A 19683-nucleotide genomic window follows, 5' to 3' on the forward strand; every position below is an offset into this window, starting at 1 on the left:
TTTGGGTTCCCTGACTTTTCACATTGATTAAGCTAAATTATTACAACAACACAAACATACGAGACGCAAAGGAGCAAGGACGCAACGGGCTGTGGAGTAATAGCATCCCTGTGTAATTGGTTTATAACCTTTGAGTTTAATAATATTGAGGGCGTACCTTTTAGGTACGTCCTCTTTTTTTGAACTTAATGAACGCCAAGCCTGCTGTAATAAATGAACGATTGGATCACTCAAAGCCCATCTTCCAATGCTTAAAACGATTTACATCTCAACTAATTCAGCTGCTCCCTTGCTTCCTGAAAATCATTTACATTTCACCAATGCAGCCACCCTTTGCGTCCTTGCCCCTGCGAGGTACGAAGCAGTCTGCTGTTGCGTCTTGGCGTGATCTACTGCAGCGTCTTTGCGTGAACCAACGTCTTTCCGTATTTTTGCCCCTACCTTAAAAATCACCATGCGCACTTTTCGTACAAACCAGCAGCAACGTCCCAAAAAAAGTACTCTTATCGTGGGTCCTGAAGCCATTTCCAAAGCCTTACAGGAAGGAAAGGCCCTCGACCGGATTTATATGCAGAATAATCTTACCGGACAGGCTGCCGATGTGGTGCGGAAACTGGCCCAGGAACACCAGGTGCCCGTGAACCGGGTACCCGTGGAGAAACTGAACGCTTTCCACGTAACGGACCACAACGGGTTTGTGGCCGTGATCTCCAAAATAAGGTATTACGACCTGCAACAGGTGATCTCTTACGTCGTAGACAAAGGTGAAGTGCCTTTGCTCCTGATCCTTGACGGCGTTACCGATATCCGCAACATTGGCGCCATCGCGCGCACCGCGTATTGTTGCGGTGTTCATGCCATCGTGATCCCAGATAAAGGAGTAGGTGCCCTCAATGATGATGCTATACTCACTTCTGCCGGAGCTTTGGAAAAAATACCCGTATGCCGTGTGAACAGCCTGATGAAAGCCGTGGATGATATGCACCTTAATGGTCTCCAGGTTTTCGCCAGCGAGATGACCGCCGAAACGGGCATCCGCGACATCGATCTTTCCATCCCCTGCGCCCTGGTGATAGGAAGCGAGGAAAAAGGAATACAGCCCTCCCTCATGAAGATATGCGATCAGCAATTCAGGATTCCCATGAAAGGAGATTTCGAATCGCTCAATGTATCCGTTGCCACTGGTATGATGCTGTACGAAACGATGCGCCAGCGGGGATAAAGCCCGATTTTAACTGCTGAATTTTGAATGATGAATTAGCGCCTGTCATCCAAAATTCAACATTCAAAATTCAAAATTTGAAGCCACTTCAACTCATCGAATGTCCGCGGGACGCCATGCAGGGGTGGGAACATTTCATCCCCACGGCTTCCAAAATCGCGTACGAAACAGCTTTGCTGAAAGCCGGTTTCCATACGCTCGACTTCGGCAGTTTCGTGAATCCCAAAGCCATTCCCCAAATGGCCGACACACAGGAGGTGTTGAGCGCATTACCTTCTTCCAATACCCAGTTGCTGGCTATCGTGGGCAATCTTCGCGGAGCGGAAATGGCCGCGGCTTCTTCTAAGATCAAATACATTGGGTTTCCCTTCTCCCTTTCTGAAACTTTTCAGCAGCGGAACACCAATGCCGGAAGAGAAGAAGCTTACGAAAGAGTAAAGCAGATACAGGACTTGTGCGTGCGGACCGGGAAGGAACTGGTGGTGTATCTTTCGATGGGTTTTGGCAATCCTTACGAAGATCCGTTCAACAATGCACTGGTGGCGGAGTGGTCGGAAAAAATGGTGGCGGCCGGCATCAATATTATTTCGCTGGCCGATACGGTTGGAGTGGCGACGCCGGAAGAAATATTCGATATAACAAGCAACATCATACGTAGTTTTCCAGGTACAACAATAGGCGTTCACCTGCACGCGACGCCTGATTCCTGGAAAGATAAGATAGACGCCGCATTGGAAGCAGGTTGTGTCCGCTTCGATGGCGCGATCATGGGGTTTGGTGGCTGCCCATTGTCTGGTAATGCGCTCGTAGGCAATATACCCATGGAGCAGTTGATTTTTTTCCTGGAAGAAAAAGGCTTTGATTCGGGCATTGATCAAGCTGAACTGGCGCAATGCGTACAGTTGGCGCAGCGTATTTTCCTGTAAATTTGCCAGATGGAATTCAGAAGAGCGCTAGCCGTAAAGAAAATGAAGGAGCCGATCCGGCACCGGCAGCCCATCCTACTGATCGGGTCCTGCTTTTCAGAACACATCGGTGAGAAATTAAGGGCAGGAAAATTCCGGGTGCTGGAGAACCCGCATGGTATCCTTTTTAATCCTGTCAGCATCGCTACCGCCATCCGGGCCTACATTGAGAAACGGGTGTACACCGCGGATGAATTGTTCGAACTGAATGAAACCTGGCACAGTTGGGACCACCACAGCCGTTTCTCCGCGCCTGACCCGCAGGCTGCCCTCCAAAAGATCAATGATGCGGTAAACGAAGCACACAGCTTCCTTCAACAAACAGAATGGGTAATCATTACGCTGGGTTCAGCATTTTCTTATGAACTGGCGGAGAACAATCAACCCGTGGCGAACTGCCATAAGGCACCCGCGAATATATTCCGCCGAAAGCTGCTTTCTGTTGAAGATGTATTGGCCGCGATGGATAACACGATCCACCGGCTCCGTTTTTTCAACCCTGCTATTAAGGTGATTTTCACCATCAGTCCAGTGCGGCACCTCCGCGAGGGAATGGTGGAAAACAACCGGAGTAAGGCGGTGTTGATCCAGGCCGTGCACCACCTGGTGGATAAGTTTGAGGGACTGTATTATTTCCCCGCCTACGAACTGGTGATAGATGACCTTCGCGATTACCGTTTTTACGCTGAAGACATGGTTCACCCCAATTACCAGGCTACCGGTTATGTATGGGAGAGACTGGCGGAAAGTTGTTTTGACGAGGACACCATTTCCCTGCTGGAAGAGTTGCGGAAAACCGACCTGGCTTACAGGCACCGTCCTTTTAACCCGGAGACCACTCAACATAAAAAATTCCTGCAGGACCAGCTTACGCGCACGGCCGCCCTGCAGAAAAAATATGATTACCTCGACCTTAGCCGGGAACTACTGTATTTTGCGCAGGGATCCTGACGGGGAAATTGTACTCTTCTTTCAGGAATTGTTCCAGGCTCTCCAGTAAACAAAACTGGTTACGTGCCCTGTCCAGGTTATGATCTGGGTACCTTGTCCGGTAATACACATCTCCTTTCAGAAAATCGGTCATAAAGCGCAGCGCCTGCTGGTAGATCATAATCAGCCCTGAATAATGAATATGCCGCATTTCCTCCACCGTGAAGCTGTGCGCCATTTCATGGAGGTAACCGTTCAGGATGGCTTTATAGTATTCTTTCCGGATGTGGATCGCGTTAAAATCGGTACTGTTCTCGTCTACGCTGCAGGTCATGGTCCGGATCATGTCGCCAATATCGGAGTAGAACCTTCCGGGCATTACGGTGTCCATGTCTACGGGGCAAACCACTTCATTTGAATCCTTATTAAAGAGGATATTGCTCACTTTGGTATCGTGGTGCATCACGCGTATCCTGTAGTCCGGGTTTTGAAGGATGCTGTTAAAGAAACTCAGGATATAAGCTTTCTTTAATAGTCCGTCCACTAGTTCTTCAGCCCGGATTTTTCTATCGGGCACGGCGTTCAGGATGGCTTCTTCAAATTGTTCGAAGCGGTAGCCAAGGTCGTGGAACCGCGGAAGTATTTCCCGGAGCAGGTGGATGTTAGAGCCGTTCAGCTCGTGGGTGAATTGTCCGAAGCAACGTGCGGCGGTGTAGGCGAGTTGCGTATTGTGGGCCAGGTCGGGGGAATAAGTGTTTTCGATGAATTCAAATCCGCGCCAGAAGCGGTTTTCATCATCGGTGTATCCCATTTCCCCTTTTGTGGTTAGCAACGGCCTTGGAAGTGCGATGGTGCTCCCTGTTTGTGCCAGGTAATTCCGTACGATAAGGTAGTTGTGCTGGATGTCTTCCGGTTGGTGAAACACGGCGGTGTTGACCACCTGCAGCACAATGTTGATGTGCCGCAGATGATCCGTTATTTTATAGGTATGGTTGATCAACCCATTCCCGAGGGGATTGATTTCCGCGTGGGCGGGGTCGATACCAAATTGGGGCAGTATATGTTGAATCGTAGCCAGGTTCATGTGAATTGTTGGATCAGTACTCGTCGTTTAAAGCGAAAACAGGCTTCCGGTGCATCCATTCTCCTCCGGTGAAGTCGGGGAATTCAACAGTTTGGTTACCCAATTCTATAGATTGTTCGCTAAGGGGTGTGATGGCGCTCCAAGCGGCGGCGTCGTACACATCCATTGGCGTGGGGGTTTTGCGTTTGATGGATTCCACGAAAGCGTGCAGTACGAAGAAGTCCATACCACCATGTCCCGCGCCTTCGGTCGATTTGCTCCAGCGTGCCCACAGCGGGTGGTCGTATTTCTCGAACCAGGTTTTTGCTTCGTCCCACTGGTGTGCCTTACTCACGCCTTCGATGTGCACGGATTTATTTACGTCCATCCACAGGCCTTTCGTTCCCTGAACGCGGAAGCCGAGTGAGTAGGGGCGTGGCAGGTTGGTATCGTGTTGAAGGAGGATGGTTTCGCCGTTTGCGCAATCAATGGAAGTGGTCACCACATCGCCGAGTTTGAAGTTTACTTTGGCGTTGGGGTGGTTCTCCCCGCCTTTTTCCACCACATAGTTGTGCAGGCCGCGGGCTTTGCTGCTGAAGGAGTTCAGGCTAAGGAACTTGTTACCCCTGTTGATGTTGATGTAGTTGGCAACTGGTCCGATACCGTGTGTGGGATACAGGTCCCCGTTACGGTGAACGGAGTGCAGTGTTCTCCAACTGGCTTCGGAGAAGCCTTTCTCCCCGAATTCCGCGCCATCGAATTTAACGGCACGAAGGTCGTGCTGGTAACCGCCCTGGAGGTGTATGATCTCCCCGAAAACGCCTTGGCGCACCATATTGAGGGCGGCCATCACATCACGGCGGTAGCATACGTTTTCTAACATCATCACATGCGCCTGTGCTTTCTCGGCGGCATGTACCACGTCCCAATGGTCCTGAAGGGTAATACCGATCATTACCTCGGAACCGATGTATTTTATACCTGATTCGATGCTGCTGATGATCATCGGCTTGTGCCATTCCCAGGGGGTGGAAATGATGACCCCGTCGATGTCTTTCATTTCCAGCATTTTCTTCCAGGCATAGGGATCGCCGGTGAATATTTTGGGAACGGTTTTGTTGTTTCTGGCGAAGACTTTTTTCGACATTTCGAGCATTCTGTCGTTGATGTCGCAGATGGCTACCACGTCCACATCACTGCGACGGAGGGCATTGTCGAGGTGGTTCTGACCCCTGTATCCAACACCTATAAAAGCGAGGCGGACTTTCTTATTCTGTGCGAAAAGACTTCCCGAGGGAAGGATCGCGAGTCCGGCGGCAGCAATCGCAGACTGCTTTACAAAGTTTCTTCTATCCATTTTTTCCTTATTGATGCCTGAAATTAGGGATTGGCTTTCAATGGAAAAAACGACAAACGTTTGCGCATTTTCAGATATTTTAACGAAAACGTTTGTGTAAGCCTTAATGGATGCGGTCGCCCCTCAATTCCTGGGAAGAAAGGAGCGTTGCTTCGTATTCCAGCCAAGCTTTCCAACGGGTCCGGACCTGCTCTTTCGGGAGGTAATGTTCCGCCAGTTCAATGAATAAACGGTAGTGCCCGGCTTCACTTTCCATGAAGCGGCGGTAAAATTTGCGCATGTATTGGTCATTCAGCCCCTCACTTAATCGTTTAAAGCGTTCGCAACTTCTGGCTTCAATCAGCGCCATGATAAGCAATTTATCCAGGAAGTACGCTTCGGTGCTGCCGCCCTTTACCGTGAAATTCAGCAGGCCGTTTACGTATAGGTCTTTCCGCTGTTTTCCTAATGCGAGTCCGCGTTTTTTCAGTTCCGATAATACCAGCCTGAAATGCCCCCATTCTTCCGTTACGATGGGCGATAATTCCTCCACCAGCAGATTTTTGTCTGAATACTTCTGAATGAGACTGATGCAGGTATTGGCGGCTTTCTGCTCGCACCAGGCATGGTCGGTAAGGATAGCCTGGAGGGAAATACCGGCGAGGTCAACCCAACGGGGATCGGTGGGTAACTGAAGGCCCAGGATGTTGCGTGTATCTTCAGAAAGTTGTTCCATGCTTCAAAGATAGGAACCGTGCGCTTCCGGCGGGAATGAACTGTCGGGAAAGCGAAAGGTTTTCGTTGAAACACTAATTGTTTTTTCAGGGCAACTCCGTGTAAAACAGGTGTTAACACTAAGGGAAAATACGGTTGTTTCACCTCATGTTTTTTGTTGACCTTTGTGATTCAAAGTTTTTTCCGATGCCCCTATACCTCCGCGCAAAACTACACGAGCGCAAAGAAACCAATGCGTTCAGGTCGCTGGTATTACCCGACCAAAGCACCGACTTGTCTTCCAACGATTACCTCGGCGTGGTACAGGCCGGAAAAATCGAGGACTGGCTGAAAGAGCACTATCCCTATGCCTGCTGGAAACACGGCAGCACCGGCTCCAGGTTACTGGCCGGGAACTGCGCCCTGGCGGAGGCGCTGGAAGCAAAACTGGCCGCTTTCCACGATTCAGAGGACGCACTGATCTTTAATTCCGGTTACGATGCCAACCTCGGGCTCCTCAGTTCCGTTCCCCAGAAAAATGATCATGTGATTTACGATGCGCTGGCACATGCCAGTATCCGCGACGGCATCCGGCTCAGCTTCGCGAAAAGCTACAATTTCAGGCACAACAATATGGATGACCTCCGCCGGAAACTGGATATCCCCTGCCAGGGCGAAAGATTCATCGTCACTGAATCAGTGTTTTCCATGGACGGAGATATGCCGCCCATGGAAGAACTGGCTTCCATAGCCGAAGCGTATCGTGCCCACCTGATTATTGACGAAGCGCATGGCGTGGGTGTTTTGGGAGAAAAAGGAGAGGGCCTGGCGCAATCCATGGAACTGCACAAAAAATGTTTCGCGCGCATCTATACTTTCGGAAAAGCCATGGGCTGCCATGGCGCGGTGATCGCTGGTTCGTCTATGCTGATGGACTTTCTCGTGAATTACTGCCGCTCCTTTATATATACCACGGCGCTGCCCGAAGCTGCACTGGCGGCTATTGAAGCAGCCTACAGTGTGGTTCCCGAAATGCAGGAGGAAAGGGCAGGTCTCAGCCGGTTGATCGCGGCCTGGAAGAAACTGGAGGTTCCTTTTGAAAAACTGGAGTCGCCCACGGCTATCCAGGGCATCGTGGTACCGGGTACCGATGCCGTTAAAAAAGTAGAACTGAAGCTGCTGGAAGCTGGTATACAGGCCAGGGCTATTCTAAGTCCCACTGTACCGGCCGGCAGAGAACGCATAAGGCTGGTGTTTCATGCCTTCAATACCGAAGATGATCTGCGTCATCTGCAACAGGTTTTACTGGCCTGATGCTGTTTACTGGGGGAAAAGCGCTTTTTTTGTACATTACAAGAAGAAACAAGCGATATGAGAACAATCCCTTTCCTGGTAAGCGCGGCGGCAACGATAGGTCTGGTAACGGTTTTGAACACACGCTGGAATGTGGGCGGTTCCGAAACGCCCCGGTTGGGTGGATTTTTAAGTCCGCAGCACGGGTTCTGGCAGAACGCGGCTCCCGCAGAGGAAGACTTTGGCGGAAAGCTTGCGCTGAATGGCTTAAAAGGGAAAGCTTCCGTTTACTTCGATGAACGCCTGGTACCCCATGTTTTCGCCGACCAGGAAGAGGACGCATTTTATGTGCAGGGCTACCTTCATGCAAAGTTCCGGCTCTGGCAAATGGAGTTCCAGACCCACGCGGCCGCAGGCAGGCTCACCGAAATACTAGGGGTAGGTAAAGACAGCGCCATCCTGAATTACGACCGCCAGATGCGCCGCCTCGGTATGGTGTACGGCGCGGAAAAGACGCTGGAAACCATGCATCGTGACCCCGATACCAAAAGGGTTTGTGAAGCATACACCGCAGGTGTGAACGCATATATTGCCTCCCTCCGCGAAAGCGATATTCCCCTCGAATACAAATTGCTCGACTACAAGCCCGAACCCTGGACCATGAAAAAGATTGCGCTCTTCGTGATGTACATGAGTTACGATCTTTCCGGTGCCGAACATGATTTTGAATACACCAATGCCAAAGCGGTATTCTCCCAGGCCGATTTCAATAAATTATATCCCGTAACACAGGATTCGCTTGACCCAATCGTTCCCAAAGGAACAACGTTCACCCCCACAAGACCGCTCCCGGTTACACCATTAACCGCAGATTCACTCTATTTCCAATGGAAAGACAGTGTGCAGGTGAGTTTCTCCCGTCCTGATAAAGACAATGGCAGCAACAACTGGGCCGTGGCCGGAACACGCACCGCCAGCGGGAAACCTATTCTTTGTAGCGATCCGCACCTTAGTTTGTCGATGCCCTCCCTGTGGTACGAAATACAGTTGCATACCCCCGGCTTCTCTGCCAACGGCGTGAGCTTCGCCGGTGTACCGAGTGTGATTATCGGCTATAACGACAGCTGCGCCTGGGGCTTCACCAACGCCATGCGTGATGTGCGCGATTATTACGAAGTGAAGTTCAAAGATGCTTCGCGCAGCCAATACTGGTTCGACTCCTCCTGGCACATGACGCAGTTCCGCGTGGAAGAACACGGTATTGCGGGCGGTGGTGTTTTCAGAGACACAGTGGCATACACGAATATAGGCCCGGTTATGTACGACGCAAGTTTCAGCGGTGAAGGAAGAGCGCCGCAGCAAAGGAACTTCGCCGTGAAATGGAAAGCGCACGATGGCTCCAACGAATGGCGCATGTTCTACATGCTCAACAAGGCCCGCAATTACAACGATTATCTGCAGGCCATCCAGAACCTGGGTAGCACCGGCCAGAGTTGCATATTCGCGTCAAAATCGGGCGACATCGCGTTGTGGCAACAGGCAGACTTCCCGGCTAAATGGCGCAGACAAGGCGATTTCGTGATGCCGGGTGACGATAGCACTTTTTTCTGGCAGGGCTTTATCCCGAGAATCGAGAATGCGCACCTCGTGAACCCAGAACGCGGATTCGTGAGCAGCGCCAACCAACTCCCCGTTGATTCCAGTTATCCGTATTATATTGGCGGGGTACATGACCTGTACCGCGGAAAGATCATTAACCGGAAGCTATCGGGCATGTACGGCATTACACCAGCCGATATGCAACGTTTGCAGAACGATAACTACAACCTGTTCGCGGAAACCGCCATGCCCATCTTCCGGAAATACCTCGACCGTTCAAAACTTTCGCCCAAAGAACAAAAGTTCGCCCAGATACTCGACGCCTGGAACCTGGAGAACACCCCGGAATCCATTGGGGCCACCGTGTTTTCGCATTGGTTCGATTCCCTGGAACAGGAAATATGGTACGATGAATTTAAACAGGTAAACGGCGTATATACATGGCCGGAAGAATATACCCTCGCGGAGCAATTGCTGAAGGACAGCGCATTCCCTTTCATCAACAATATAGAAACGCCTGCTGCGGAAACCCTGTTCGATGTGGTTACCGCCGCTTTCAAAAAAGCCTCCGCGCAACTCGAAGTATTGGAGCAGAATAATACCCTCGCCTGGAGTAAATTCAAGGATACGGGCATCCGCCACCTTCTGCGCATGGAAGCACTGAGCAGGTTCCACCTGACTACCGGAGGCGGAAGGCATATCATCAACGCGACCAAACAATTCCATGGACCCAGCTGGAAAATGGTGGTGCACCTTACGGATGAAACGGAAGCGTATGGTATTTATCCGGGTGGTCAGAACGGGAATCCTTCCAGCAAGTACTATGATAATTTCGTGGACGACTGGGCCGCGGGGAAATACTACAAACTCTGGATGATGAAGCAAACTGAAGCCGCTGATCCCCGTGTGAAGTGGACGCTGCATTTTGAACCCGCATCCTGATCCATCACCCCAAATTTATTCAGATGAAACTTATAGTATCCATACTGCTTTCGGCCCTTTTATCTTTTGTGGCGGGATTGTATTTTCCCTGGTGGGCATTTGCCGTAGCCGTATTCGCCGTAGGCGCACTCATTCCGCAGCAGCCCTTCAAATCCTTCCTAGCGGGGTTTATGGGTGTATTGCTGTTATGGCTGGTATTGCTGCTGTTCCTGAATAGCAACAACAATGGTGTAATGGCGGAAAGGGTAGGGAATGTACTTTCCGTTAAAGGTGGCGCTGCTGTGCTGATCCCGGTAACCTGTTTGCTGGGCGCCCTGATTGGTGGATTGGCGGCGCTTTCAGGCGCATACCTCCGCAAGCGATAAATCTTTACCATTTCTGTAACAGGAGGAAAGGTATTTTCGTTGTACAGCTTTATACCAATGAAAATACTGCTACCCCTTCTTTGCCTGCTGGTCTCTTTATCCTGCTTCGCCACGCGCATCAGCGGAAACGTAACGGATGATAAAGGACAGCCGCTTCCATTCGCCTCCATATTTGTAAAAGGTTCCACAACAGGCACCACCTCCGGAGAAAAAGGTACTTACTACCTTGATCTTCCTGCGGGAACCTACACCTTAGTGTGTCAGTATATCGGCCATACAAGGGCCGAGAAAAAAGTCGTGGTGGGCAATGCCGCGCTGACGGTTGATTTCAGTTTAAGCAAACAGGCGCTGGACCTGGATGAAGTGGTGATAAGGCCCGGAGCGGAAGATCCCGCCTATGAAATCATGCGCCAGGCCATCAGGAAACGGAAGGATTACGTTGATCCTGTGGATGCTTTCACCTGCGAAGCTTATATCAAAACCATTGTAAGGACCGAAAAACTCCCTTCCCGTATTTTCGGGCAGAAGATAGAAGAAAAGGACAAAGAGGAGATGGGCGTTGATTCGGCAGGGAAAGGTGTGATGTTTCTTTCTGAATCCATCACGGACATTGCGTTTAAAAAACCAGGGCAGCTTAAACTGGAAGTGCGGTCGGGCAGGCAAAGCGGTTCATCGGGTTACGGATTCAATTTCCCTACGTTCATCAATTTCTATGAAAACCAGGTCAACGTGATGGTGAGCCAGTTGAATCCCCGCGGATTCGTTTCCCCCGTGGCGGAAAACGCGATGAACTTTTACCGGTACAAATACCTCGGTTCTTTCGTGGAAGATGGGAAGGAAATACACGATATACAGGTCATCGCCCGCCGAAAATACGAACCGCTTTTTTCAGGTACCATCCGCATCACGGAAGGCGACTGGCGGATACACAGCCTCGATCTTGTGCTCACTAAAACATCCCAGTTGCAACTGCTGGACAGTCTTTCCATCCGCCAGACACAGGTGCCGGTGGCCGGAAATGTATGGCGCACAAAGGACCAGGTGGTGTATTTTAACTTCGCCCAGTTCGGCATCAAAGCGAACGGGAACTTCCTGAACGTGTACAATAACTATAACCTTGATCCGGTTTTCGCCGAAAAATATTTCAACAAAACACTGGTGAAGTATGATACCGCGGTGAATAAAAAGTCGAAGACTTACTGGGACAGCATCCGGCCGGTGCCATTGGAAACGGAAGAGATAAAGGATTATAAAGTAAAGGATAGCTTGTTCATCGCGGGACGCGACTCCCTTCCCAGGAACCTGGACTCGTTGCGGAAACGGCAGGGGCCGGTTAAACCGATGCAGATCATCTGGTCCGGGGTGAACCGGAGCACCTTCCGGGAGAAAAATAATTTCAGTTACGGCATGGATGCGTTGGCGAAGGGCGTTAAATACAATACGGTGGAAGGGATTGCTTTACAGGCGCAGGGGTATATGAACAAACGCTGGAAGAACGGAACCGCTGTCTCGCTCAGGCCTTTTGCCCGGTATGGTTTCAGCAACGAACACTTTAACGCCTGGGGAACGGTATCGTACACACGAAATAAACCCCGGGTGGCGGGCGAGCCTTTGTCGGCAAAAAGAGCGGGAACCTGGGAAGCGGGTGGCGGTAAAACGATCCTGCAGTTCAACCGCGAGAAGCCGATCTCCGATATTATGAATGCCGCGTACACTTTGTTGCGGCGTAAGAACTATATGAAATTGTACGAAACCTGGTTCGGTTCATTGGGCTGGAAAAAGAACTGGGAGAACGAATTCTCCATAAGCCTCGGCCTTCGTTACGAAGAAAGGCTTCCATTGGAGAATACCGCTGATTATTCTGTTTATTCAGATAAGACCAGAAACTTTACCCCAAATTATCCGGTAGAACAATTGAGTGCGCAATTTGCAAGGCACCAGTCCGTGAACTTCCTCCTGAACTTCAGTTGGCAGCCCGGCCAGTATTATATTGAGTACCCTTACCGGAAAGTTGCCATCGGATCCGATAAACCTGTATTTAGTCTGAAGTATGAAAAAGGCATTCCCGACCTGCTCGGCAGTGAAAGCAATTTCGACAAATGGCAACTCGGGATCAGCGATGAAATGAATTTTAAACTGAAAGGTCAGTTGAAATACCGTTGGAACATCGGTGGTTTCCTCAACAGGAAATCCGTTTTTATACAGGATTACCAACACTTCAATGGGAACCAGACATTGTTTGCAGGCGAGTACCTGAACAGTTTCCAACTTGCGCCTTATTACGCCAACAGCACCACGGCCGCCTTCTATACCACCGCGCACCTGGAACACCATTTTAACGGGATGCTCACGAATAAGATACCCTTGTTCCGGAGACTGAACTGGAACCTGGTGGCGGGCGGAAACGCCTTCTACGTGCGGGAAAATAACAATTACATTGAGGGCTTCGCTGGGATCGAGAACATCTTCAAAGTACTCCGCGTAGATGTGGTGGGCTCCTGGCTCAACGGCAGAACCGGTATGGTGGGGCTAAGACTGGGTTTGGGTGGATTGATCGGTGGAAATATCCGCGCCGGAAACGAGTAGGTGTTTTTCTACCTGTCCAGTATCAGCGGACCTACATAACTTGCACACTGTAAAACAAGTGTGTATGGACCAGGTGAAAGAGCAGATTAAGTTTTATACGGAACTCTTGCGCGCTGCATTGTTGCTTAAAGTGGCATGTGCCTCGGGTATGGCATCCATTATTTTGAAAAACAATTATTCGGGTTATGAAAGAGGATTGCTGATATCAGGCATCTTACTTACCTTTGTTCTTCTCATTGCCACCACACTTTTGTACAACAAGATCAAGAACTTAATCAAAAAGTTATGATAGAAGTGGTAATGGCAAACCTGAATTGGGTGATCGCAATTGTTGCATTTTGTATTCCTGCTCCAATTTATTGGGTTTTACTTGATGATTTTATTTCAGAAAAAAAAGAAAAGAGGCGCAAGAAACTGCTGGGTATACATGATATGCCCAGGGCGCCCCGGAATGATTCTATTTATTGAAAAGTAGAAGCTTCATCGTACCTTTGCACCGTTCGGAAATTTTGTTCACCAGGCAAGTGTCCTTAAAATTTCATTTTAAATGGCAGTTCTACACAACCGGGTTTCCAACGAGGAACTCAAAATGCGGCTCTATGCGGAAACGGAGCCCCGCACCACCATCTCTTTCTACCAGTATTTTCCCATTGAGGACCCAAAGGCTTTTCGGGACGAATGGTACCTGAAACTGAATGCGTTAAAAGTATTCGGTCGTATTTATGTGGCTTCAGAAGGCGTGAACGCGCAAATATCCGTTCCAACGCCAAACTTTGAAGCGCTGAAAAACTACCTGTATAGTTTTCCTCCCCTGGAAGGATTAAGACTGAACATCGCTGTGGACGATGACGGGAAATCGTTCTGGGTATTGCGCATCAAAGTACGCGATAAAATAGTCGCAGATGGCATCACCGATCCGGCTTTCGATATGCGGAACAAAGGAAAGTATGTGGATGCGGAAGCGTTTAATAAACTCACGGATGATCCTGATACGGTGGTGATAGATATGCGCAACCACTACGAATATGAAGTGGGGCATTTCGACAAAGCCATAGAAGTACCCAGTGATACTTTCAGGGAACAATTGCCCATGGCCGTAGACATGCTGAAGCACGATAAGGAAAAGAACATCATCATGTACTGCACAGGCGGAATCCGTTGCGAAAAGGCCAGCGCCTATATGCTGCACAACGGTTTCAAAAATGTGTTCCACCTCGAAGGCGGCATTATACACTACGCCAACAAAGTAAAAGAGCAGGGATTGGCCAATAAGTTCCGGGGCAAAAACTTTGTTTTCGATGAAAGACTGGGCGAACGCATTTCAGATGAAGTGATCGCGCAGTGTCACCAGTGCGGCGCGCCTTGCGATACGCATACCAACTGTAAGAACGATGGGTGTCACCTGCTTTTTATTCAGTGTGAACAATGCGCCGCCACCTTTAATGGATGCTGCAGCAAAGATTGTTACGAAACGGCGCAACTTCCGGAAGAAGAACAGAAGTTAAAAAGAAAGGGAACCGATAACGGACAAATGATCTTCAGCAAATCAAGGCAGGGGTTGAAAAAGAAAATCGGTAAATCTCCCGATCAGTCGCCGGAATAATTGAATATATGCATAAAAAATGGGGGCTCTCGCCCCCATCCCCGTACCCTTTGTGCTACATCAGTAGAAACTGACCGTCTGTAGGATGATTTTTCATAAGTATTGAAATCGCGAATCTGAGGTTTTTCATTTTGTACAAAGCTATATGGCGGCCCGTTGCTGTCATATAGACAAAACTCCGTTCTGCCATAGAAAAATAACTATGCTTTAGATAAGTAGGCCAATACAATGGCCAGGTGCATAGCAGCAAGTAACATTACGGATATGGATAAACGAAGCGTTGAAACAGGTTCATAATACCTGATCTTTTGTTTTTTCATAAGTATTCGTTTATACATGATATAACAAAGGAATGCAGGTTTTGTGCCAGAAATCGTAAAAAATATTCGATTTATCTTAGATTTCTTTCTTACTTAAAATGTTGATTATAAATTAAGTATAAGAATATTCGTGTTTTTACTATTCCCGAATGGGTCTTTTTCTATACTTACACAGGGGGATTCCATTTATTTTTCGCTGTGATAACCCCGTGCGCAAGCACCCCCTAAAATCTCATCCATGAAAAGAACATCCGCAGGTTTGTTCCTGCTGTGCTGTTGTGTTATTTCAGCTTGTAATGGCAATGGAAAAATCTTATCTGTTGAGGCAGACTTCTGGCTGATCATTGCGCTGTTGCTGTTCTTGAAGTCCTTATTGTTATTGATTGTATTAGTGAGGGTAAGGAAAAAACTTCGTAGAAGGATCAGGCGTCAGTCAGAAGAATTGCGCGATGCAAGACAACTTATGAACGAGTTGCAGCGGCAATGCACTTCCTTACAGGATGAAAAAGAAGAAAGAGACTTCTTCTTCTCTATGGTGGTACATGATCTTAAAAGTCCGCTCCGTTTCTTAATGATGCGTGCCAGGCAACTGGCAGATGAAGCGGCCAATGAACAACTGAACATCTCCCAGGAATCCATATCAGATCTTTGGGTGGAAGCGACCGCGGTTTACCACCTGGCGCTGGATATGCTGCTGTTGCAGGAGATAAAAACATTAGAGGAGTTGCCGCAGGCGCAGCGTATGGATATGGGCGCGCTCATGAAAGATGTGGTAGAGTTGTACAGCAAGATCGTTTCTTCCAAAGGAAACCAGTTGGAGATGAAGGTGGCGCAAGGCCTGGAATTACTTGTGCCTTACGAACTAATTAAAGTGGTGGTGAGGAACCTGATCGATAACGCGAACAAGTTCACCTCGAACGGAAACATTCTTGTGATTGCCCTGCTCCACGAAAAGCACCTGTCCATCGTGGTGGAGGACACCGGTATCGGCATGGACGAAAGGCAGTTGCACATGCTGATGAACGCGTCGCCCGGTAACCGCGTTTCCATCGCCAGAACTTTTGGGATAGGCTATACTGTTATACATACCCTTCTGGAAAAAATGAAAGGCAAATTGAGTATTGTAAGTACGCCTGGAAAGGGCACACGGGTTACCGTGCGTATTCCCGTTCAGGTAAGTTCCATATGGTAGGCCTCCGCGAGTTTGTTCAACTCTATGATATTGGTGACGTGCAGTTTCTCGAAAATGCGCGCTTTGTGTGTACCAATGGTGGAAGTATGCAGTTTTAAACTCGCGGATATCTCAGAAACGGACTTTCCTTGCACCAGGTGCCGCATTACCTCCGTTTCGCGATCGGAAAGGAATTCGAATGGGCTGTGCCTGGATGGTTTCTTATCATCGAAAAAGAATGTTTCGATCAGTTTTTCACTTACATACGGCTTATTGTACAGCAGTATCTGGGTTACCGAACGGAGAATTTCAGAATCAGACGCGTCTTTACTGAGGTAACCGTAAACACCGAGTTTCTGGTAACGCTTCGCGAAGATGTGTTCAGGGCTCATCGAGAAAATGAGTATCCTGAGATGGGGTTGTTTGGCGAGCAGGTACTGCACCAGGCTGAGCGAGTCGGTATTGGGCATGTTAATGTCCATTACTACCAGGTCGAATTGTGTTGCTTTGATGTGTTCGCTCACTTCTTCGCCACAACGGGCTTCAGTGATGGAAACGGCGATGCCGATTTTCTGCAGCAGGTGCGCCAGCCCCGACCGCACAATGGCGTGGTCGTCGGCGATAAGTATATGTTTCATGAGGCCAGGTTTTAAAGATATTTATTGTGACGATACCATTGGCATCAGTCCAAACCATATCATTGTAAAGTTAGCGAAACCATGGATTGCGGGCATAGAATATTTTCTATTTGCATACGCTTGAAAATTAAATGCTTATAAACAAGAAGTTGGCTTTCAGTCACTTAAAGTTCTTTACCCATTGTTTCCCACTTTAACCATTTACGTTTCCCAATTCCAACTACCAGCCGCACAATTATTCGACTACCTAGTATTCATCCCAACCCTGAACAATCGCCCCTCTCCCCGGGGAGAGGGGATGGGGGTGAGGCCTAAGCAAACAACTCACTCGTAAACCTCACCTTAATCCCCGTCTGAAAATTCTCAATCGTTCTGAATATCTCTCTCAATGAAAGTTGCTCTATCCGTGTAAGCGCATTCAACGGATAATAATTATCCGGCTCCGTTTTATCGAGGATCAGTTGACGGGCCTGTTTCTTTAAACGCATCCCCATCAGCAGATAATAGGATTGCATCAGTTCCTGGTATTCCGTTTCGGTAAAAACACCTTTTTCTTTTAAGGCCTTTAACCGTTCACCGGTATTTACTTCGAAAATATGGTGTTTCAGGGCGTAAACCCGCACGAGGTCCACAATGGGTGTCATTGCTTTTTTGATATCGAAAACTTCCTGTGAGCCTTTGGTGAAGGTGCGGATATTTTTAAAGAAAGTAAGTGGTGGCTTGTATTGAAGCGCGTTCTTGGCCAGGAAGAAAAACAGCTTTTCCTGTGGCTTCTGCAATTCCTGGTGGAGAAAGGCTTTCAGTTCCTCCATGATCGTTTCGTCGCCATAAAGGTACCTGCAGTCGAAGAAGGTGGAGAACTTGATCACCGTCTCCGGCACGGATTCCTGCATCCAGCTTTCGTAGTTCCGTTTCCAGTGCGACAGCGAATGCGTCCATTTAGGGTTCTTCGCCATGAACCCGCCGGTGCAGAAAACGAACCCGATATAATTGAGTTTTTCCGACACCTGCGTAGCGAAATCAAGGAAATAAGCACGCACTTCTTCGCGGTGTTCGTTGGCTTTGTCTTCGTAAATGATGGCGTTGTCCTGGTCGGTTTTGAGGGTCTGTTCTTTCCGTCCTTCGCTGCCCAGCACCATGAATACGAAGCGCGCGGGTGGTGGTCCCATCGTTTCAATCACACTTTCAATTACTTTCAGTGCGATGGTATCAGAGATGGTCGTGATCACCTGGTTGGCGATGGCTGCGTTCACGCCCCGGGTCAGCAGTTGCTGTACCATTTGCGGCACCTGTTCCCATTTTCTTTTCAACTCGTCTTCCGAGCGGGCGAGTTTCACGCTTTGGATAAACACCAGTGGTGATTGCGCCTGCTCGCTCAGGAGTTTGTTCCTGCTGAGAAAGCCCACCGGCACACCATTCCGTTCCACCACCAGGTAACGGGTTTTGGTGCGGAACATCATCAGGATGGCCTCGTATACATAGGCTTCAGATGAAATAGTCACGATGGGGTTGTCCATTACGTTTGCAATGGGCTGTGCGGTATCTCCCTGTTCCGCGATCACCCGGTCACGGAGGGTGATGTCTGTCGCGAAACCAATAATACCGCCTGCTTCGTTGGTGATGAAGATGCAACTCACCTTGTGCAGCGCCATTGTTCTTGCAGCTTCAAAAACGGGTGTGGCCGCGGGACAGGAAACGATGTCGCGTGTTTCAATACTTTCTATTCTGCGTGAATATATTTCCGCGGATGCGGTGAAATTTTCGTCGAACACCGGTGTCCGTTTAAAGAAATGGGCGAATTCTTCATTCATCATTCTTTTACCGAATTCTGCGGTAAAGTAGTTGTTGAAGGATTCATATTCCTGGCAGAGTTGTTTGAACTCTTTGCGTGGCAGAAAATACACTTTGGTGCCCTTCAGCGCGATTACCGTTCGCAAGGATTGTCTGCGGTTCAACAGCACGGAAACACCACCATAGCAATAACCCTTATCGTGCAGCTCCACGAGCCGTTTGTTCTGCTGGGAATCGTAAAAAAAGGATTCGTACGCCCCTTCGGCGATGATGTCCACGCCTTTCATCGCGGTTACTTCCTGCTTATAGATCAGGGTATCTTTGTTGTATTCAATTTCCTGAACGGCATTGGAAATCGCTTCCAGTTTCTCTGCCGGTAACAGGTTGAAAGGAGGAACAGTTTGAAGGAAGCTGGTGTATTGGTTCATAAGCAAAAGGCGATTAAAGCGGAAAGCAGGGTAATCATAAGGGCAAAAATGCCCCATCCCGCTTTTCTGGAAATTTTTCTTGCCTGAATGATTTCTTCTTTTTGTTGCCCAATGGTATGAATGGATATTTCTTTTCTGCGCAGCAGTTCAAAAAAACACTGGGCCGTGGCGTTCACATCGGTATAGGCATTGTGCTGGTTACCGAGTTCGCGCTGGAACAGTCTTTCATAGAGATCGCCGAGGCGGAAGAACTTTTTCTGCGGATGCCGCACCAGGTGCCGGGTGGCCTGCATGGTGCAGTAACTGGGGTATTGCTGAATGATGTTCTCCATACCAGATCTATAGTATTCCGCGCCTGCCAGGTGAAGGTCCAGCTCAATGAAATGGCCGATCACTACAGGGGCGAAGGCGATCAGGTCCGCGGTAAGCAATTCCATAACTTTGCGTCGGGGTTCACCGTTCCTGTCCAGAAATTCGCGTGTGATGCCATGCACCTGGATCGATTCGGGAGTAACGGTAAAATCCGGGTCGCCGATATAATGATTTTCCTGCTTGATCAAACGGCCCTCCACAGTGTAAACGGTCCAGGAGAATTGCACCGCGTGCGGCCAGTTGCCTTCCACCGAATAGGGGAGGTCCCATTTTTTTGGCAAGCCGGAAGTTTCCGTATCAATAAAAAGAAGGAATGGTCTCACGAAGGCTGATGATGGTAACAGT

General features: G+C 49.0%; 17 protein-coding genes. 11 read left to right on the forward strand and 6 right to left on the reverse strand.

Annotated features, from left to right (window positions below; translation table 11 throughout):
* Positions 1-454 precede the first annotated feature (454 nt).
* The 3 genes from rlmB to M4J38_RS06175 all read left to right on the forward strand — a co-directional run bounded on the left by rlmB (position 455) and on the right by M4J38_RS06175 (position 3138).
* On the forward strand, positions 455-1222 hold the full coding sequence (gene rlmB, locus M4J38_RS06165) for a 23S rRNA (guanosine(2251)-2'-O)-methyltransferase RlmB (RefSeq protein ID WP_251758664.1): 768 nt from the start codon (positions 455-457) through the stop codon (positions 1220-1222).
* 77 nt (positions 1223-1299) lie between these two features.
* Positions 1300-2148 carry a hydroxymethylglutaryl-CoA lyase gene (locus tag M4J38_RS06170; protein WP_251758665.1) on the forward strand — a complete coding sequence of 283 codons (849 nt, stop codon included), beginning with the start codon at positions 1300-1302 and terminating at the stop codon, positions 2146-2148.
* A gap of 9 nt (positions 2149-2157) precedes the next feature.
* Positions 2158-3138: a GSCFA domain-containing protein gene (locus tag M4J38_RS06175; protein WP_251758666.1), complete on the forward strand. Its 981-nt coding sequence runs from the start codon at positions 2158-2160 to the stop codon at positions 3136-3138.
* Here M4J38_RS06175 and M4J38_RS06180 read toward each other — a convergent pair.
* From M4J38_RS06180 to M4J38_RS06190, 3 genes are all read right to left on the reverse strand, one after another.
* On the reverse strand, positions 3101-4201 hold the full coding sequence (locus tag M4J38_RS06180) for a phosphotransferase enzyme family protein (protein ID WP_251758667.1): 1101 nt from the start codon (positions 4199-4201) through the stop codon (positions 3101-3103). The two genes, M4J38_RS06175 and M4J38_RS06180, sit on opposite strands and share 38 nt — an antisense overlap.
* A gap of 13 nt (positions 4202-4214) precedes the next feature.
* The gene (locus M4J38_RS06185; RefSeq protein WP_251758668.1) at positions 4215-5537 is read right to left on the reverse strand and encodes a Gfo/Idh/MocA family protein; all 1323 of its coding nucleotides are present in this window, start codon (positions 5535-5537) and stop codon (positions 4215-4217) included.
* Between the two features lie 103 nt (positions 5538-5640).
* A complete protein-coding gene (locus tag M4J38_RS06190) occupies positions 5641-6252 on the reverse strand; it encodes a tRNA-(ms[2]io[6]A)-hydroxylase (RefSeq protein WP_251758669.1) in 612 nt (203 codons plus the stop codon).
* Between the two features lie 185 nt (positions 6253-6437).
* Between M4J38_RS06190 and M4J38_RS06195 the strand changes: the two genes are divergently transcribed.
* The 8 genes from M4J38_RS06195 (at position 6438) to M4J38_RS06230 (ending at position 16130) form a co-directional block, all read left to right on the forward strand.
* Complete coding sequence (locus tag M4J38_RS06195; RefSeq protein WP_251758670.1) at positions 6438-7544, forward strand: aminotransferase class I/II-fold pyridoxal phosphate-dependent enzyme; 1107 nt, start codon at positions 6438-6440, stop codon at positions 7542-7544.
* A gap of 57 nt (positions 7545-7601) precedes the next feature.
* Positions 7602-10064, forward strand: a complete 2463-nt coding sequence (locus tag M4J38_RS06200) for a penicillin acylase family protein (RefSeq protein WP_251758671.1) — start codon at positions 7602-7604, stop codon at positions 10062-10064.
* 23 nt (positions 10065-10087) lie between these two features.
* Positions 10088-10429, forward strand: a complete 342-nt coding sequence (locus M4J38_RS06205; protein ID WP_251758672.1) for a hypothetical protein — start codon at positions 10088-10090, stop codon at positions 10427-10429.
* 57 nt (positions 10430-10486) lie between these two features.
* The gene (locus M4J38_RS06210; protein WP_251758673.1) at positions 10487-13015 is read left to right on the forward strand and encodes a DUF5686 and carboxypeptidase regulatory-like domain-containing protein; all 2529 of its coding nucleotides are present in this window, start codon (positions 10487-10489) and stop codon (positions 13013-13015) included.
* Between the two features lie 64 nt (positions 13016-13079).
* Positions 13080-13304, forward strand: a complete 225-nt coding sequence (locus tag M4J38_RS06215; protein ID WP_251758674.1) for a hypothetical protein — start codon at positions 13080-13082, stop codon at positions 13302-13304.
* Positions 13301-13483, forward strand: coding sequence for a hypothetical protein (locus M4J38_RS06220; RefSeq protein WP_251758675.1), 183 nt, complete (start codon positions 13301-13303; stop codon positions 13481-13483). Before M4J38_RS06215 ends, M4J38_RS06220 begins: the two co-directional genes overlap by 4 nt.
* 79 nt (positions 13484-13562) lie before the next feature.
* On the forward strand, positions 13563-14618 hold the full coding sequence (locus tag M4J38_RS06225; RefSeq protein ID WP_251758676.1) for a rhodanese-related sulfurtransferase: 1056 nt from the start codon (positions 13563-13565) through the stop codon (positions 14616-14618).
* A 558-nt stretch (positions 14619-15176) separates the two neighbouring features.
* Positions 15177-16130, forward strand: a complete 954-nt coding sequence (locus M4J38_RS06230) for a sensor histidine kinase KdpD (protein WP_251758677.1) — start codon at positions 15177-15179, stop codon at positions 16128-16130.
* Here M4J38_RS06230 and M4J38_RS06235 read toward each other — a convergent pair.
* The 3 genes from M4J38_RS06235 to M4J38_RS06245 form a co-directional block, all read right to left on the reverse strand.
* Positions 16109-16747, reverse strand: a complete 639-nt coding sequence (locus tag M4J38_RS06235) for a response regulator transcription factor (RefSeq protein WP_251758678.1) — start codon at positions 16745-16747, stop codon at positions 16109-16111. The genes M4J38_RS06230 and M4J38_RS06235 overlap by 22 nt on opposite strands.
* A gap of 311 nt (positions 16748-17058) precedes the next feature.
* The gene (locus M4J38_RS06240) at positions 17059-18966 is read right to left on the reverse strand and encodes a DUF294 nucleotidyltransferase-like domain-containing protein (RefSeq protein ID WP_251758679.1); all 1908 of its coding nucleotides are present in this window, start codon (positions 18964-18966) and stop codon (positions 17059-17061) included.
* Positions 18963-19661, reverse strand: a complete 699-nt coding sequence (locus M4J38_RS06245; RefSeq protein WP_374662116.1) for an exonuclease domain-containing protein — start codon at positions 19659-19661, stop codon at positions 18963-18965. Before M4J38_RS06245 ends, M4J38_RS06240 begins: the two co-directional genes overlap by 4 nt.
* Positions 19662-19683 lie beyond the last annotated feature (22 nt).

Origin of the sequence: Parasegetibacter sp. NRK P23 (genome assembly GCF_023721715.1) — a bacterium.
In the GTDB taxonomy this organism is placed as follows: domain Bacteria; phylum Bacteroidota; class Bacteroidia; order Chitinophagales; family Chitinophagaceae; genus Parasegetibacter.